Source organism: Providencia sp. PROV114 (genome assembly GCF_032704305.1).
GTDB lineage: Bacteria > Pseudomonadota > Gammaproteobacteria > Enterobacterales > Enterobacteriaceae > Providencia > Providencia rettgeri.
Window position 1 is genome coordinate 864,929 of the sequence record NZ_CP120528.1, and the last position, 16,338, is coordinate 881,266.

Below are 16,338 nucleotides of genomic sequence, written 5' to 3' on the forward strand. Positions count from 1 at the left end.
ATAAAGTTCAGTATCCATCAATGGATTTTCAAATGTCCTAATCACAGAACGCTTAACATAATTGTTTTTAGCGTGGGTCATTTCGACGGAGGAAATCTTATCCTTCTCAGGTGTAAAATGGAATAAAATTCTTTAATTTTAATTAAATTCAAAGTTATAGTTTGATATTTAGTTTTTTTTAATGTCTATTAATGTTTTTATGTTGATTTGATTTGCTGTGAAATGTTTAATGTTTGTGCTTTTAAGGTGTTTTAAGGTTGGAGATGTTTAGAAATAAAAAAAATGCATCAAAATATTAATATTTGATGCATTTTTTGTGGTTTTTTTTGAATTTACAGAGTGCAAATAAAAAGTGGAGAGAAATTTTCTTCAAAAATATAACTTGTATCGGTTAATTTTTTTATTTTTAAAAAATAAAGTTGATTCATTTCAGGGACTCCCCGAATATTGATTTTTCCTTGAGCCTGATCACCTGGGTCTATAAATATATTGTCAACACGTAAAAAAAAATGGTCGCCTAAGTATTCATGTTTCATCAGAAATTTTCGTGAAATAGTATAGTTTTTACCATTTTCATTAATATTTCCATTCATGATGAACGTGTGTTGGTCAGGTTTGTTTTCATTAGGAATAACACTTAGTAGGTAAAATCCTTTTAAGGTAGAACGGTGATCAGAGATATTTATTTTTAAGGTTGTCTGACAATTTGGAATAACAGGAGTATTAATTATGTGATGAACATATAAGCTAATAAAAACTAGAGTTATAGATGTAATAAACAAAAAAAGCATTCTTGCTGATACTTTATTTGACATAAAAATTCTCACAGCTCACAGTTGTGCTCTCTTTCGGTATTGTTGGGCAATACGACAAAAATAGGAAATTGTCATATAAATTTTTATCATTCGCAACGATACCAACGTTATAATAAAAAACAGTTGCTGGCTTTTTACAATCAAGGTTTAATTTTGTTAGTTCATTTTGAATTGTCGCAAAGCTGATGGTTGTTGTATCGGGTTTATGGTAACTATTAATGTAGCGGATACTGCATTGATCGATACGACCAACTTCAGGATATTCTGTTCGGCTTGCAAAGAAATAACTTTTAAATAGGTATAATAAGCAAAAAATAATGAGTCCAATAAGTGAGATTTCAACATACCGGTTATTCAGCATGTAGTTTTTTTTATTTTCGCTTGCTTGGGGGGGAATCCCTTCGGGTGCTTTTGATGAAGAACCTAGTTCAACCTCAGTAGTGAGCAATTCTTTGTCATTATTATCCTTTATTTCCTCACGCTCATTCTCAATTTTCAGGTCAGCAGAAAACTTAATCCCAACTTTAGGTACTGTTGTGATAATTTCTTCATCAGAAAAGGAAGATAAATGGCGTCGTAGTACAGACACACTACTATTCAGGTTATTATCAGAGACGACTTGGTTATGTTCCTCCCAAACCCTGCGTAATATGGTTTCTCGGTCAACGATATCATGGTTGTTTTGCACTAAGACTAATAACAAGCGATTTAAAGTAGTTGTTAATTTTAATGCATTATCAACATTGTCGGTATATAACAGCCCCTGATGACTGTCATAATTAATATGATTATTAATCAAATAGTTCATTTTTAGATTGATTGTATTTATAGGAAAAATATTTATATTATTTGAGTTTATACCTGTTATTTATGTTATGTCAATTAATCATATTTAGTGTAATTTTAAAAATCCTTAAAAATCAGGTGGTTGGGTTTTTGTTTACGCATGTTATGTTTAAAGGTGGGAGGCTAAAGGAGTATTTGTTTTTCCAGAAAAACACTATCCTTTAAAAATTATACAAAATAACTAATAATTTATATGTATAAAAAATTTCAGACTGAAACATTTTATGGGGAGTAAGTCTGTTGCTAGCTATTATTTTGACTAAACGATGAGATATAAAAAAATAGCCTCAAGTATAAGAGGCTATTTAATATAAATACTTTACCAATTATGCGGTTGGTTCAAGGATTTGGTGCATTACAGGGTGGAATTTACGTTTAAAGTAAACGAGACCATGCCCTGTATCGTTAACAATGATTTGTTTCATTTCAACCATGTAGACAGAGTGCGTACCAATATCTTGCACTTGTGTAATTTCACCTTCTAAATTAGCAAGAGAACCTTTTAATTGAGGTTGTTGTAAGAGGCCTTTTTCCCACACATTCCAGCTAAAACGCTCTTCCATTGTGGAACCTTTCATCCCAGCAAAATGGCACGCTAACTCTTCTTGGTCATGGCTCAGCACGTTCACGCACAGGCGGCCATTCTTTTGAAAAACCGCATTCATTGCACTGTTGCGGTTGACACAGACCATCAAAGTGGGTGGCGTATCTGTAACTGAACAGACTGCGGTAGCTGTAATTCCACAGCGACCCTCAGTCCCATCCGTGGTGACGATATTGACTGCTGCACCAAGACTTGCCATCGCATCTCTGAAACGCAGGCGATGTTCATTTTCTAAAGACATTTTGACCTCCTGCTGCCGACTATTTCAGCAGCGAATCTAACTGATTAATATCATTGTTGTTATGCAGGTGTGGACGTTTCCATCCATGTTGATCGTAATCTGATAAGCAACGATCAACCATATCTGTCATGGCTTTCATATTGCCAGAACCTTGTGCATGACGCAGACATTGCAGACGAATTTCGTCTTGGCTTCCTGCGTAGTTAATTTCATACAATTCATGGCGCCCACCAAATTCACTACCAATAGCATCCCACATTAACTTAAGGATCTTGATGCGTTCAACGTGATCCATTCCGTTCGAACCGCGAACATATTTAGCTAAATACTTATCAATTTCTGGATTATTCATATCACGAACGCTTGATGGCAGATAAATCAAACCACTTGTTACGTTACTTTCAATGATATTCTTGATTTTGGTGTAAGCCATTGGTGCCATAACTCGATAAGTTTGGATAGCTTGGGTATCCGGTAAGAATGCACCGCCTTCCCAGGCTTTGGCTTCAGAAGTCATTGCGTCAGTCAAGGACCAGAACAGGTTACGCCACGCAACCACTTCACCTAAATCTGCTTGTACACCACGGAAATCAATAACACCTGTACATTCTAAACTTTTTTGTAACAATCCGGTAATGAAGTCTAATTTAACCGCTAAGCGGACACAAGCTTGTAATGGGAATAAACGTGCGAATCCACCTTGGACAGCCCAATTACGTGCACGGTCAAAGTCACGGTAGATCAGGACGTTTTCCCATGGAATTAACACGTGATCCATCACCAAGATGGCATCATTTTCATCGAAACGGCTGGAAAGTGGGTAATCAAATGGTGCGCCTGTTGCGCCAGCCACTAATTCATAAGATGCACGTGAGATTAATTTCACACCGTCTGCGTCCATTGGGGCAACAAACATCAGGGCAAAATCAGGGTTATTTCCCATTACTTGTGCAGAGCCAAAACCGATAAAGTTATAGTGTGTTAATGCGGAGTTGGTCGCAACGACTTTAGCACCACTGACAATAATCCCTGCATCTGTTTCTTTTTCGAGTTTGATATAAACATCTTTCACTTCATCAGCGGGCTTATGACGATCAATCGGAGGGTTAACGATCGCATGGTTAAAGTACAGACCGCTTTCTTGAATGCGTTTGTACCAATTGCGCGCGTTATCTGCAAATTGGCCATAATATTCAGGGTTCGCACCTAAACAGCTGGCGAATGCCGCCTTATAGTCTGGAGTGCGTCCCATCCATCCGTAGCTCTGGCGTGACCAATCTGCGATGGCATCACGCTGTTGGCGTAATTCTTCTGGGCTGGTTGCGAAACGGAAGAATTTGTGAGTGTATCCACCGTTACCTGTGTCGGTGTTCCAACAAAGTTGGTCATGAGTCGTTTTATCATGAAGCGCATCATATAACTGTCCTATTGAAGCTGCAGAGTTACGAAAAGCTGGATGAGTAGTGACATCTTTCACACGCTCGCCATAAATATAGATTTCACGGCCATCTTGTAGGCTTTTTAAGTATTCTTGGCTATTAAAAGGGCGTTTAGCATCTGAACGAAAATCTTCTGGTTTCATGTCTACCTCGTTATCTCACAATGAGGGCTTGCATTGATAGGGTATAAAGGTTGCAAGCGAATATGTTAATTTTATGTTTATTTTGTGTTTCTTAATTGAATCGTTTTTCGAGGGGGTTTTAAAGAGATTTTCTAAAGGTTCGCTGGTACTTTTCGTTGAAAATTGTTCTTTGTGAAAGAAATGTGATCACTTCGATGTTTTGATATTAATGTAATGCTTAATTTTATTTGTAACATATTGATTATTATTCAATAATAAAATTATTTCTATATTAATGTTAATTATATTATTTTTTGTAATTGTTCTTTTTTTGATCTCTGCATTCACTTTTGGTTAAGCATTATTGGTATTTTTACAAAGTTAAAACGAAATTTATAAAATATCAAAAATGTTTTTAAAATGTAACGTGATTTGAGGGCGTAACAGTTTATCGAGATAAACTTGAAGAGGATTTGAGATACAGCTAAGGAGCTATTGATGATTTTTTCTCAGAAATAAGAATAAAATCACTAAGGCTCCTTTTTAATGAAGGTTTTGTTCCCGCCATAGGCTAGGAGAGCATCCGACTAATCGGTTAAAAAAACGAGCAAAATAGGCGGGGTCTTTGAAACCGAGCTGGTAGGCAATCTCTGAAACAGGGCTATCGGAAAACAGTAACATCCGCTTGGCTTCTCGCAATATTCTGTCAAAAATTAACCTTTTCGGTGGCCGGTTAGCGAACCGCCGGCACATATCTTTAAGGCGTGACTCTGTGACATCAAGTTTTTTGGCATATTCAGGCACTGCGAGGTGTTCATGATAGTGTAAGTCAATAAGCTGATTAAACCGCTGGAATAGGCGGTGTTCGCCTCTAACCCCTGTTGTTGGGTGCTCATCAAGTGGAATAGAGCGCAGTAGAAAGGTAAATAGCGCTTGGGCTAAAGAGGCAAGAACTTGGTCTTTGCCTGTATGGTTATTAGCCGATTCACGAGCCATTAATGCCCAGTAATGGTTAAAGGTATCGATATCATCAGGCTTATCGGCAACAGATAAACAAATAGCAGGAATATCGACCAAATCTGGATTGGCAGGGTACAGTGAGCCAAGAAGCGGGGTGATCAGGTCTTGCCGTACGGTGAGTACGTGGCCGTCAGTGTCTTCTTGAGTGAAAAATGCATGTGCAACCGAAGGGGGCGTAAGAATAAATAACGGGGCTTGAACAGAATAGCGTGACTCATCGAGCTGCAAAGTAATATGGCCGGTAACCAAATAGTGCAACTGAAAGAAACCATCATGGCGATGAGCTTGCATGTCGCGACCAAAGAAGGCGGCCATGTTGCCAAAGGTTTGGTAGTGGACATCGTCGGTGCCTTGGGTTTCGTCGTAGTCTGTACTGATGTCTATATTGGTAATTAAAGTTGAGTTACCCTTCATTCTTCGGCTCGCAGCGTTGTTGGCCTCACAAGCCAACCCTAGTCACATACTTCAGTATGCTCCTAGGGATTAACTTGCTTGCCGCCTAGCTGCAAGCAAGTTATTTTGGGTAACACCCTTTAATAATTATTTGCAGCGTAAGTTATTAAAACATTTAAAACATCAAAACATCAAAACATCAAAACATCAAAACATCAAAACATCAAAACATTAAGGTGTTGCTCTTGGTCTTGAGTTTTTCATTGGGATAGCAATGACTAACAGCGCGCCGACCACCAGCAGACCAGCCACAAAATACAGGCCTGAGTTAAAGCTACCGGTTTGGTCTTTTAGCCAACCAATTAACAGTGGACTGACGGCAGAACCTATATTACCTGTTGCGTTGATAACAGCAATACCGATAGCACGAGCACGTAGACTGATTGATTGGTCTGGCGTTGTCCAGAACACAGCCATCGCAGTAAATGAACCTGTTGATGCCATGATGATACCAATTAATTGGATTACTGGATGGCTAGTCATCGCCGCGAGCACCCATCCCGCTGCCGCAAATAAGTACGGTAAGGCGGTGTGCATTTTCCGTTCTTGTAACCGGTCAGAGCGGCGGCTCCAATAGATCATCCCAAGGATAGTACAAAACTGTGGGATGGCAGTTAACAGCCCAATCATGGCATTACTACTGCCTTGATTGAAGCTTTGCATAATCTGTGGCGTCCAAATATTGATGGCACTTAATGTATTGGTTAAACAGAAGTAGGCCACGGTATACATCAGAATGACTGGAGTGAAGATTTCTTTCCATAAACTTTTATTTTGCATTGCTGTATGGCTTTTTGAACCATGAGGTTGCACAAGCTCTAGTTGGTCCTGGTCCATCATTTCTTGCAATGTGTCTTTATCTTCTTGGGTCAGCCATTTGGCTTTCTTTGGTGAATCATCCAAATAGAACCAAACCAACACACCGAGGATCACGGATGGGAAACCTTCTAGCAGGAACAGCCACTGCCAGCCTTTTAGGTTTAAAATGCCATCCATGCCTAAAATATAACCAGAAGCTAGTGAACCGAATGCCATGGTGACTGGCATCGCAATCATAAATAAGGCATTAGCACGAGCACGGAAATAGGCAGGGAACCAGTAAGTTAAATAAACTAAAATCCCCGGTAAGAAGCCAGCTTCAGCGATACCCACTAACATCCGTAGGACGTATAAACTGGTTGGCCCTGTGGCAAACATGGTGGCTGTAGAAGCGATACCCCAAAGTACCATGATGGTGGCTATCCAGCGGCGAGCCCCAACAATCCCTAACATGATGTTACTTGGAATACCAAAAATCACATAAGTGGCATAGAACAAGGTGGCTGCTAAGCCAAACATGGTGGAAGTTAGGCCGATATCTTTCCCCATAGTTAGACCTGCAAAGCCGATATTAATACGGTCTAAGAAAGAAAAAACAAACAGCACAAATAAAAATACAATGAGACGTTTAAATAGTTTATTAATCACCCGCTGCTGCGGTTCGGTTAAATTTTTATGTTGTTCAGCAGGGTTAGTGCTTGCAAGTTGTTGATTACTCATATTGTAGGGCCCTCAATTCTTTCTTTTGCAGATTATTATAGGTACAAGGGACTAGTAGGCAGTCATGGTGCTGTCTGCCCTATATTGCGATATTGATTTTTTATTTATCTAATTAAGTTATTTGTCTGTAGGGTTAAAATTAACTTATTTAGAGATAGCTTTATTAATAAACACTGGGTGCACTCGAGGTCACCTCTGAAACTGTTTTACCAAACTTTGCTGCTAGTGCTTCTGCGGTACGTGCCAGTAGCGTGGTATCGACCCCGACGGCAACAAATAGTGCGCCGAGTTTAAGATAATGTTCGGCAACATCTGGGGCTGCCATTAAAATACCTGGTGCCAAGCCAGCTTCACGAATTTGGACAATCGCTTTTTCTATCGCAGCTTTGACTTCTGGGTGGTTAGGGTTGCCTGAAAAGCCCATATCTGCACTAAGATCCGCAGGGCCAATAAACACGCCATCGACACCTTCAACTTTTAAGATCTCAGGAAGATTATTCATGGCTTCACGGGTTTCAACCTGTACTATCACGCACATTTCATCATTGGCACGAGTTAAATAATTAGGTACTCGGTTCCAGCGAGAAGCGCGAGCTAAAGCACTGCCGACACCACGGATCCCTGCGGGTGGATAACGCGTTGCGCGTACCGCTTGCTTGGCTTGCTCTGCATTTTGCACCATTGGCAGCAACAACGTTTGTGCGCCAATATCTAGCAATTGCTTAATGATAACTGGATCATTCCATGGCGGACGAACGACGGGTTGTGACGGATAAGGGGCAATAGCTTGTAACTGAGATAAGGTCGTTTGCACATTATTTGGTGCATGTTCACCATCAATTAATAACCAGTCGAAGCCTGCACCGGCAAGTAATTCAGCACTATATGGGCTGCACAAGCCAAGCCATAAACCAATTTGCGGTTGGCCACTTTTTAAGGCTTTCTTGAATTTATTTTCTAACAGATCCATGGGGATTCCTTATACAAATCGGCAGCTAATAGAACCCATATTGCCGTAGTCAACATGGAATACATCGCCTTTACGAGCAGGGACAGGGCGTGTAAATGAACCACCTAAAATAATTTGGCCCGGCTCAAGTTGTACATTATGCGGTGCTAATTTGTTCGCTAGCCATGCCACACCATTCGCTGGGTGGTTGAGTACAGCCGCTGCTACGCCAGATTCTTCAATGACACCATTGCGATAGAGCAGGGCGCTGATCCAGCGCATATCCAAATCGCGTGGCTTGATTGGTCTGCCACCTAAAATTACTGCGCCATTTGCTGCGTTATCTGAAATGGTATCGAACACTTTGCGTGGGCGATTGGTTTCAGGGTCAACGTTGTGGCAACGTGCATCAATTAGCTCAAGTGCTGGGATCACATAATCAGTCGCGTTATACACATCAAAGATGGTGCAGTTTGGCCCGCGTAATGGCTTCGCGAGTACGAAAGCTAATTCAACTTCAATGCGTGGCACGATAAAGCGGTCTGTTGGAATATCACAGCCGTCATCAAAAAACATATCGTCAAGAAGCGCGCCGTAATCAGGTTCATCAATCTGTGAACTGGCTTGCATTGCTTTAGACGTCAGCCCAATTTTATGGCCTTTTAACACGCGTCCTTCAGCAATTTTCACGCCAACCCACTCTTTTTGAATAGCATAAGCATCGTCGATCGTCATTTCTGGGTGATCGAGTGAGATCTGACGAATTTGCTCACGTGATTTTTCAGCCTGATTTAGGCGCTGTGCGATTTGCGATATGACATCTTTTTGTAACATCTTATTTTCCTTTTGCACCTCAGCTCGTCATACTTCGAGCTATAACTGCGTTAGCTTCACGATAGGCTTGCGCCTATCCCCTAGTCACATGGGTATGCTCCTAAGGGATTAGTCTCATTTACTGCCTTGTTCTAACTCGAATTATTTAGAGCTAAGATTTTAAAAGCGAAGACCGCCAGCTAATGTGTCTTTCTAATTGGAAAGACCACCAAAGCAGAGGTATTTCACTTCCAAATAATCTTCAATTCCGTAGCGTGAACCTTCACGCCCCAGACCCGATTGCTTAATACCACCAAATGGGGCTACTTCATTTGAAATAATGCCTTCATTAATACCCACCATGCCGCTTTCTAATGCCTCTGCAACACGGTAGATACGCCCGATATCTTTTGAATAGAAATAAGATGCCAAGCCAAATTCAGTATCATTGGCAAGAGCTATCGCTTCTTGTTCATCGCGGAATTTAAATAATGGTGCCAGTGGGCCGAACGTTTCTTCTTTTGCGACCTTCATGGACTCAGTCACACCTGTGATAACCGTCGGTTCAAAGAACAAGCCACCTAATTGGGCTGGTTTACCCCCTGCAATCACTTTTGCACCGTGTGAAACGGCATCTGCAATATGTTCAGTGACTTTATCGACCGCGGCTTGGTTAATCAGAGGACCTTGTTGGGAGTCTGCTTGTGTGGCAGGGCCGATTTTCAGTTCATTCACCGCTTTTGCCAAACGAGCTGCGAATTCATCGTAAACCCCTTCTTGGACTAAAATACGGTTAGCACACACACAAGTTTGCCCGCTATTACGGAATTTAGCCGCTAATGCACCTTGTACTGCTGCATCTAAATCAGCATCATCAAACACGATAAATGGCGCGTTACCTCCGAGTTCCAGAGACATCTTTTTCACCGTATTGGCACACTGTTCCATCAGCAACTTACCGACTCGCGTTGAACCCGTGAATGTGAGTTTGCGAACAATTGGGCTGGAAGTCATAACGCCACCAATAGCTTTAGCATCAGTACCTGGAACAATGTTAAACACGCCAGCAGGAATGCCAGCTTCTTCCCCTAACGCTGCCAATGCTAATGCTGATAATGGCGTTTCTGCCGCAGGTTTTAATACCATCGTACAACCAGCTGCAAGCGCAGGGCCGACTTTGCGAGTGATCATGGCATTTGGGAAGTTCCATGGCGTGATAGCCGCAACCACACCCACGGGCTGTTTTATCGTCACCAGACGACGTCCTGGCAGAGGTGATGGAATGGTTTCCCCATACACTCGTTTACCTTCTTCAGCAAACCACTCAATAAAGCTGGCACCGTAGGCAATTTCTCCCATCGATTCAGTGATCGACTTACCTTGCTCAGCACTGAGTAATTCGGCCAATTCCTTTTGGTTATCCATCATTAAACGGAACCATTTGTTTAAAATTTGGCTGCGCTCTTTGGCGGTTTTAGCACGCCATGCCGGCAGGGCTTTTTCTGCGGCTTCGATAGCTTGTTGAGTTTCTAAAGCACCGACATTGCTGACGTTAGCGATAACCTCATTATTTGCTGGGTTAGTGACCTCAAATACACTTTTATTTTGGGCATCAACCCATTGGCCGTTGATATAAGCTTGTTGGCGAAATAATGTAGAATTGGTATTTATGCTCATTTTTCGTTGTTCTCCGAAGACACTGATTGGACTTGTGGGCGGATATTTTTAGCTGATAGCTGTTGGCTAGCAAAACTTAACCCGGCACAAAGCGCCATAACAAGTGCCATAGCGAATGGGGATTCATCTTGTAATACAGAAACTGCAACGCTGGCGACAGCCGCTAAGGCAAACTGAATAGAAATGGCAAGTGCACTGGCACTTCCTGCAATTTTCCCGCGATGTTGCAGTAATAGTGACAAACTGTTCGTGCCGATAGCATTGACCATCGATAAGAACAGTACGACTAGAATAACAATTATGGGCAAACTTTGTTGGTAAAATATGAGTAACAGCAGACCAAACGCTAATTGAAACCCACTTTGCATAGTCAGTATGCGCGTTAAACTATAGGTTTTTAGTAGTTTAACGTTCAACAACAGCATGACAATCATCCCCAAGATGTTACAGCCGAACAGCAAACCATAATGTTGTTCAGAAACACCGAAATAATTGATGTACACAAACGGTGAACCACTGATAAAGGCAAACATACCGGCAAAGGAGAAAGCCATGGTGCCAATAATACTCAGTGCTTCTCGGTCTGTGAGCACCTGTGCATAATTCTTGAAAGCGACACAAAGTATATTTTCAGAACCGCGCTGGTGGGTTAACGTTTCAGGGAGTAAGAAAAAAATTGCACACACCGAAGCCAAGCCAATCACTGCCAGCAAATAGAAAATCACTTGCCACTGAAAATGAACGAGTAAAAAACCACCCAATAGCGGTGCCAGTAATGGCGCTATCATGGTCACAAGTGTCATTAATGACAGTACTTTAGGTAACTCATGAGCAGGGTAAACATCCCTAGCGATAGCTCTTGCCATCACAATGGCCGCTCCACTGCCAAAAGCTTGCAGCGCTCGGAATACAATCAAAGTAGTTGCATTGGTGGCTTGGGCGCACAACAAACTGGCGACAGTAAAAATGGCAAGGCCACTTAACAACATTTTCCGACGACCTAGAAGGTCACTTAGTGGGCCATAAAACAGCATTCCAATGCAGAATCCGGCAAAAAAGGCGCCAAGAGTGTACTGCATTTGCCCTTGAGTGGCGTGTAACGCAATACCCATTTGAGGGAGGGCAGGAAGGTACATATCGATAGACAATGGACCGAATGCCACTAATGACCCTAGTAATGGGATCAAATAGTGCGGTATGTGTTTATCGAAATTTTTAACCATCTTGCCCTCTCAATAAAACGATAAATAAAGATTTAAACCATTAACCTTTAAACTGTTAACCCTTAAATAAGGCATGAACATTGTTTTGCTTATAATTTAAAACTGGATCAAGCTCTTCCATGGTAAAAGATAATGCGAGGTAGCGTTTTGCCATCAAATCGGCAAAATGTTTTTTGATCAGCTCAAAAATCATTTCCCCCGTTTTTTGCCTATCTTCAAGAGAACGCCCAGCACCTATCTTCAACGTCATATGGACAAAAGCATAATCGTGCTTGCCATCGGCCATTTGCCAAGTATCTAGCCAAATAGCACGACTACGAATGCCACCTAATGGGAAGATACCTGTTCCCGCAAGGGCTTCATTCACTTTGGCGAAGAGCTCAGGTAGCTGAGCGTCATCACGAATGTTTTCTGTACATTCTGCATAAAAATGAGGCATAACAACTCCTTACGCAGTGGTGGCTTGTTTGTCAGTAATATAACTAGGCAGAGGGAATACCGCGTTTAATTGCCCTGTTCCAGAGCTTGCGAACAAGTCAGTTAAAATTTCCACTTTTTCGGCGTATTTATCCCAACCCAGCATACCTAATAGCATCACGGTGTCGTGCATATGGCCTTCGCCATAGCAGTAGTCGGCATATTCAGGTAACATTTTGCAGAATTCTTCAAAACGTCCTTCACGCCAAAGTTTGACGACGCGTTTATCCATTTGCTCATCAAATTCACGTGTGTAGCTGTTCATGCCATCTTCAGCACGTTGGTCATCAATAAAGCGGTGAGATAACGAACCACTTGCTAGTACCGCCACAGTTCCATCGTATTTTTCAATCGCAGTCAGTACGGCTTCGCCTAACTTACGGCTGTCTTCAAAACTATGAGAAGTACAGAAGGCTGAAATCGAGATGACTTTAAAGTGACGATCGCTATTCATATAGCGCATAGGGACTAATGTGGCGTATTCGAGGGTTAAGCTTGGAATTTCATGTGCTTGAGCACGAACGCCTAATTTACGTGCTTCCTCACCGATCATTTGGCCCAATACGGAGTTCCCATCATATTCATATTCCATATCACGAATAAAATGTGGAAGCTCATTACTGGTATAAATACCTTTGAAGTGGTCAGCACAGTTAATATGATAGGCGCTGTTAACTAACCAGTGTGTATCAAAAACAATAATAGTATCAACGCCCAACTCACGGCAGCGGCGACTGATTTCTTTGTGCCCATCGATAGCGGCTTGGCGACATCCAAAGTTTTTACCTGGTAGTTCTGATAGGTACATGGATGGGACGTGTGTTATTTTTGCTGCGAGTGCCAACTTACCCATTTCCTTCCTCCTTCACTTATCCGTCATACTTCGCGCCGTAGCGTTGTTGGCTTCATAAAGTTACCCTAGTCACATACTTCAGTATGCTCCTAGGGATAACTTCACTTGCCGCCTAGCTACAACACGAATTATTTAGGATAAGTAGCCAAATTAATTATCATTGATTCAAAATTACTTAGAATAAAGAATGGTGTAGCTTGCTACGGAATAATTTTGCTTTTTATTACACACCCCAGCGAGGGATGTTGTGGTCTCCGTAGGAGATACAGACGTTCTTCATTTCCGCGAAGACTTCGAAGCTATACTCGCCACCTTCACGGCCTACACCCGAAGCTTTTACACCACCAAAAGGCTGGCGCAGGTCACGCACGTTTTGGGTGTTAACAAACACCATGCCTGCCTCAATGCTGCGTGATAAACGTAAAATCTTGCTGACATCTTGTGTCCAAATATACGAAGCAAGACCGTACTCAATATCATTTGCCATGCGTAAACCGTCTTCTTCAGACTTAAACGGAATTAAACAAGCAACAGGCCCAAAGATCTCTTCTTGGGCGACACGCATGCGGTTATCGACATCAGCCAATACGGTAGGACGCAAGAAATTACCACCTTTGAGGTGATCAGGTAGATCAGTCGGTTTGTCTGGACCACCCGCTAACAAGGTTGCGCCTTCTTCCATACCTAAGCGAATATAACCCGAAACTTTGTTCCAGTGCTGCTGGCTGATCAATGCACCCACTTGGGTTTTGGGATCGTTCGGGTCACCGACGATCAGGCGATTTGCCCGCTCAGCAAAGCGTTTAACAAACTCAGGGTAGATGCTTTCTTGAATGAAAATACGTGAGCCAGCTGTACAGCGTTCACCATTAATGGAGAAAATAGTAAACAGAGCTGCGTCTAGTGCACGCTCAATATCGGCATCTTCAAACACCAACACAGGTGATTTACCACCTAACTCCATAGAATACTTTTTCAAGCCTGCATTTTGCATAATGGTGCGGCCAGTAGCCGTACCGCCGGTAAAGGAAACCGCACGGACATCATGATGCTTAACTAACGCATCACCCGCAGTGCTACCGTAACCTTGAACTACGTTCAGAACACCTGCTGGAATACCGGCTTCTAGTGCCAGTTCACCGAGGCGATTTGCCGATAATGGTGATAATTCAGACATTTTCAGAACCGCAGTATTACCCAGTGCTAAACAAGGGGCGGTTTTCCATGTGGCGGTCATAAATGGCACGTTCCATGGGGAAATTAGCGCACAGACACCCACAGGTTGAACCAAGGTGTAGTTCATCATCTTGTCATCAACAGGGTATGTACGGCCGTTCATTTGCTGGCAAATTTCAGCAAAAAATTCAAAGTTATGTGAAGCACGTGGGATCAACACGTTTTTAGTTTGGTGAATAGGTAAACCGGTATCTTTGGTTTCCATTTCCGCGATTTGCGGGACGTTTTCGTCGATCAATTCACCAAGGCGACGCATTAAGCGAGCGCGCTCTTTCATTGGGGTATTGGCCCACTTTGGAAAAGCGTCTTTCGCTGCGGCAACGGCTTGGTTGATTTCATCTTGTCCACCCGCGGCGACTTCTGCTAATACTTCACCCGTTGCAGGGTTGGTGGTTTCGAAATAGTCTTTGCTGGCAACGTTTTTACCGTTGATCCAATGATTAATCTTAGTCATTACACTCGTTCCTCATAGTCTTTTTCGCTGATAATGGTGTTGACCAGTCGGCCAACGCCTTCAACTTCAACAATGACTTCGTCGCCCGGTACCACGTCAGACAACCCTTTTGGTGTCCCCGTAGCAATCATGTCTCCCGGTTGCAATGTCATAAAGTCACTGAGGTAAGCAATTAAAAAAGGAATATCGAAAATTAGATCGGCAGTGGTGCCTTTTTGGCGTAATTCACCATTAACATAGGTGTACAAAGCCAAATTATGCGGATCTTTAATGGCATCTTTATCGACAATCCAAGGGCCAATCGGCGTTAAAGTATCACGACTCTTAACACGTAAATTTGGGCGATAATAGTTCTCTAAATAGTCACGGATCGCATAGTCATTACACACGGTGTAACCTGCGACATAGTCCATGGCATCTTCTCTTGAAACCTTGTGAGCTGTTTTGCCAATCACCACCACTAATTCAGACTCATAATGCATATATTCCACATTATCAGGACGAACAGAAACTTGGCGATGACCCGTTAAGCTGCTTTCTGCTTTTAAGAAAATTAAAGGCTCTTCAGGTGGCTTAAATTCTAATTCGGCAGCGTGGTCGGCATAGTTCAGGCCTAGGGCAAACAAGGTTCCTTGCGCAGGAGGTAACCATTCAACATCAGGAGAATCACCCGCAATCACGTCCCCGTTAGGTAACGTAATGGCTTCGTTATCACCGACGGTGACGGAATATTCAGTGCCTTTAAAAAGGATTTTTGCGTGTTTTGTAATCGTAGACATTATTTTCCTCCTGCTGCCACAACGGTATTTTTCAGGCTAGGAAAGCCTTCCGCTTGAATAACCACTTCGTCACCGGGTTTGATGGTGACACGTTGTTGTGGTGTGCCGAGCAGGATCACATCCCCTTGCTTTAAGGTGGCGAAGTCACTTAATGCAGCAACTAACTCACTCGCATCACGGATCAGATCTTTTGTTGACCAGCGATCCACTTCTTTACCATTTACTAGGGTGATGATATCGACAGGATTATTTAGCGAAGTTGCAACCATTTCACCAATTGGACAAAACGTGTCGCGGCATTTTGCTTTAATGGCAGGGCGATAGAAGGTGTCTTCTGGCAAGCTCACTTCATTTGCCAGCGCAAACCCAGCAATAAACTGATGTGCATCTGTCTTACTGACTTTACGTGCATTTTTACCGATCACCAAAGCAAGCGTAGCGCCACTTTGCATTTCTTCACCAGCGGGATGCAAAATTTTCTCGCCTGAATTGATACGCGTATTACGCGGCTTAATAAACCACACTGGGGTTTTTGGTGGGGTTTTATAAGGGGCTTGCTGGAATGCCTCAAGCCAGTGGCTAAGCTGGCTTTGATGATTGAGGGCAACGGCAAATACAGTGCCTTTCATTGACAACTCCTTAATGAAAAGAATTCAACTTTCGAGTAATTATTAATATATTAATAAAGTATAATTTTGAAATTAGCAATAGGTTTATGGAAATGTTAATTTTAATTGTGATCTCATTAACATAATTAAGTTATCTTTTTGTAAGTTAATGTTATAAAAGAAATTATTA

15 protein-coding genes are annotated in these 16,338 nt (G+C 42.2%); all 15 read right to left on the reverse strand.

Annotation, left to right across the window (positions count from 1 at the left end; all coding sequences use genetic code 11):
• Window positions 1-332: 332 nt before the first annotated feature.
• Window positions 333-815: a FidL-like protein gene (locus P3L37_RS03710; RefSeq protein WP_109911933.1), complete on the reverse strand. Its 483-nt coding sequence runs from the start codon at window positions 813-815 to the stop codon at window positions 333-335.
• Complete coding sequence (locus tag P3L37_RS03715; protein WP_109911934.1) at window positions 805-1,623, reverse strand: transcriptional regulator; 819 nt, start codon at window positions 1,621-1,623, stop codon at window positions 805-807. The genes P3L37_RS03710 and P3L37_RS03715 overlap by 11 nt, the downstream gene beginning before the upstream one ends.
• A 364-nt stretch (window positions 1,624-1,987) precedes the next feature.
• Complete coding sequence (gene hpaC / locus P3L37_RS03720) at window positions 1,988-2,506, reverse strand: 4-hydroxyphenylacetate 3-monooxygenase, reductase component (protein ID WP_109911935.1); 519 nt, start codon at window positions 2,504-2,506, stop codon at window positions 1,988-1,990.
• 19 nt (window positions 2,507-2,525) lie between these two features.
• Window positions 2,526-4,088, reverse strand: a complete 1,563-nt coding sequence (gene hpaB, locus P3L37_RS03725) for a 4-hydroxyphenylacetate 3-monooxygenase, oxygenase component (protein ID WP_004914324.1) — start codon at window positions 4,086-4,088, stop codon at window positions 2,526-2,528.
• 522 nt (window positions 4,089-4,610) lie between these two features.
• Window positions 4,611-5,501 (reverse strand): 4-hydroxyphenylacetate catabolism regulatory protein HpaA, encoded by an 891-nt coding sequence (gene hpaA, locus P3L37_RS03730; RefSeq protein WP_004914320.1) that lies wholly within the window; start codon window positions 5,499-5,501, stop codon window positions 4,611-4,613.
• A gap of 210 nt (window positions 5,502-5,711) precedes the next feature.
• A complete protein-coding gene (gene hpaX / locus P3L37_RS03735; RefSeq protein WP_004914317.1) occupies window positions 5,712-7,079 on the reverse strand; it encodes a 4-hydroxyphenylacetate permease in 1,368 nt (455 codons plus the stop codon).
• Window positions 7,080-7,242: 163 nt separating this feature from the next.
• The gene (hpaI, locus tag P3L37_RS03740) at window positions 7,243-8,049 is read right to left on the reverse strand and encodes a 4-hydroxy-2-oxoheptanedioate aldolase (protein ID WP_110732249.1); all 807 of its coding nucleotides are present in this window, start codon (window positions 8,047-8,049) and stop codon (window positions 7,243-7,245) included.
• A gap of 9 nt (window positions 8,050-8,058) precedes the next feature.
• Window positions 8,059-8,862, reverse strand: a complete 804-nt coding sequence (hpaH, locus tag P3L37_RS03745; protein ID WP_004914311.1) for a 2-oxo-hept-4-ene-1,7-dioate hydratase — start codon at window positions 8,860-8,862, stop codon at window positions 8,059-8,061.
• 192 nt (window positions 8,863-9,054) lie between these two features.
• The gene (locus P3L37_RS03750; RefSeq protein WP_110732248.1) at window positions 9,055-10,518 is read right to left on the reverse strand and encodes an NAD-dependent succinate-semialdehyde dehydrogenase; all 1,464 of its coding nucleotides are present in this window, start codon (window positions 10,516-10,518) and stop codon (window positions 9,055-9,057) included.
• The gene (locus P3L37_RS03755; protein WP_109911938.1) at window positions 10,515-11,741 is read right to left on the reverse strand and encodes a Bcr/CflA family multidrug efflux MFS transporter; all 1,227 of its coding nucleotides are present in this window, start codon (window positions 11,739-11,741) and stop codon (window positions 10,515-10,517) included. The genes P3L37_RS03750 and P3L37_RS03755 overlap by 4 nt, the downstream gene beginning before the upstream one ends.
• 55 nt (window positions 11,742-11,796) lie before the next feature.
• On the reverse strand, window positions 11,797-12,180 hold the full coding sequence (locus P3L37_RS03760; protein ID WP_004914298.1) for a 5-carboxymethyl-2-hydroxymuconate Delta-isomerase: 384 nt from the start codon (window positions 12,178-12,180) through the stop codon (window positions 11,797-11,799).
• 9 nt (window positions 12,181-12,189) lie between these two features.
• A complete protein-coding gene (gene hpaD, locus P3L37_RS03765) occupies window positions 12,190-13,071 on the reverse strand; it encodes a 3,4-dihydroxyphenylacetate 2,3-dioxygenase (RefSeq protein ID WP_004914293.1) in 882 nt (293 codons plus the stop codon).
• Window positions 13,072-13,294: 223 nt separating this feature from the next.
• On the reverse strand, window positions 13,295-14,761 hold the full coding sequence (gene hpaE, locus P3L37_RS03770) for a 5-carboxymethyl-2-hydroxymuconate semialdehyde dehydrogenase (RefSeq protein WP_004905295.1): 1,467 nt from the start codon (window positions 14,759-14,761) through the stop codon (window positions 13,295-13,297).
• Entirely contained in the window at window positions 14,761-15,540 is a 780-nt protein-coding gene (locus tag P3L37_RS03775; RefSeq protein ID WP_004914288.1) for a fumarylacetoacetate hydrolase family protein, read from the reverse strand. The genes hpaE and P3L37_RS03775 overlap by 1 nt, the downstream gene beginning before the upstream one ends.
• Window positions 15,540-16,169 (reverse strand): fumarylacetoacetate hydrolase family protein, encoded by a 630-nt coding sequence (locus P3L37_RS03780; protein ID WP_110732247.1) that lies wholly within the window; start codon window positions 16,167-16,169, stop codon window positions 15,540-15,542. The genes P3L37_RS03775 and P3L37_RS03780 overlap by 1 nt, the downstream gene beginning before the upstream one ends.
• Between the last annotated feature and the right edge of the window lie 169 nt (window positions 16,170-16,338).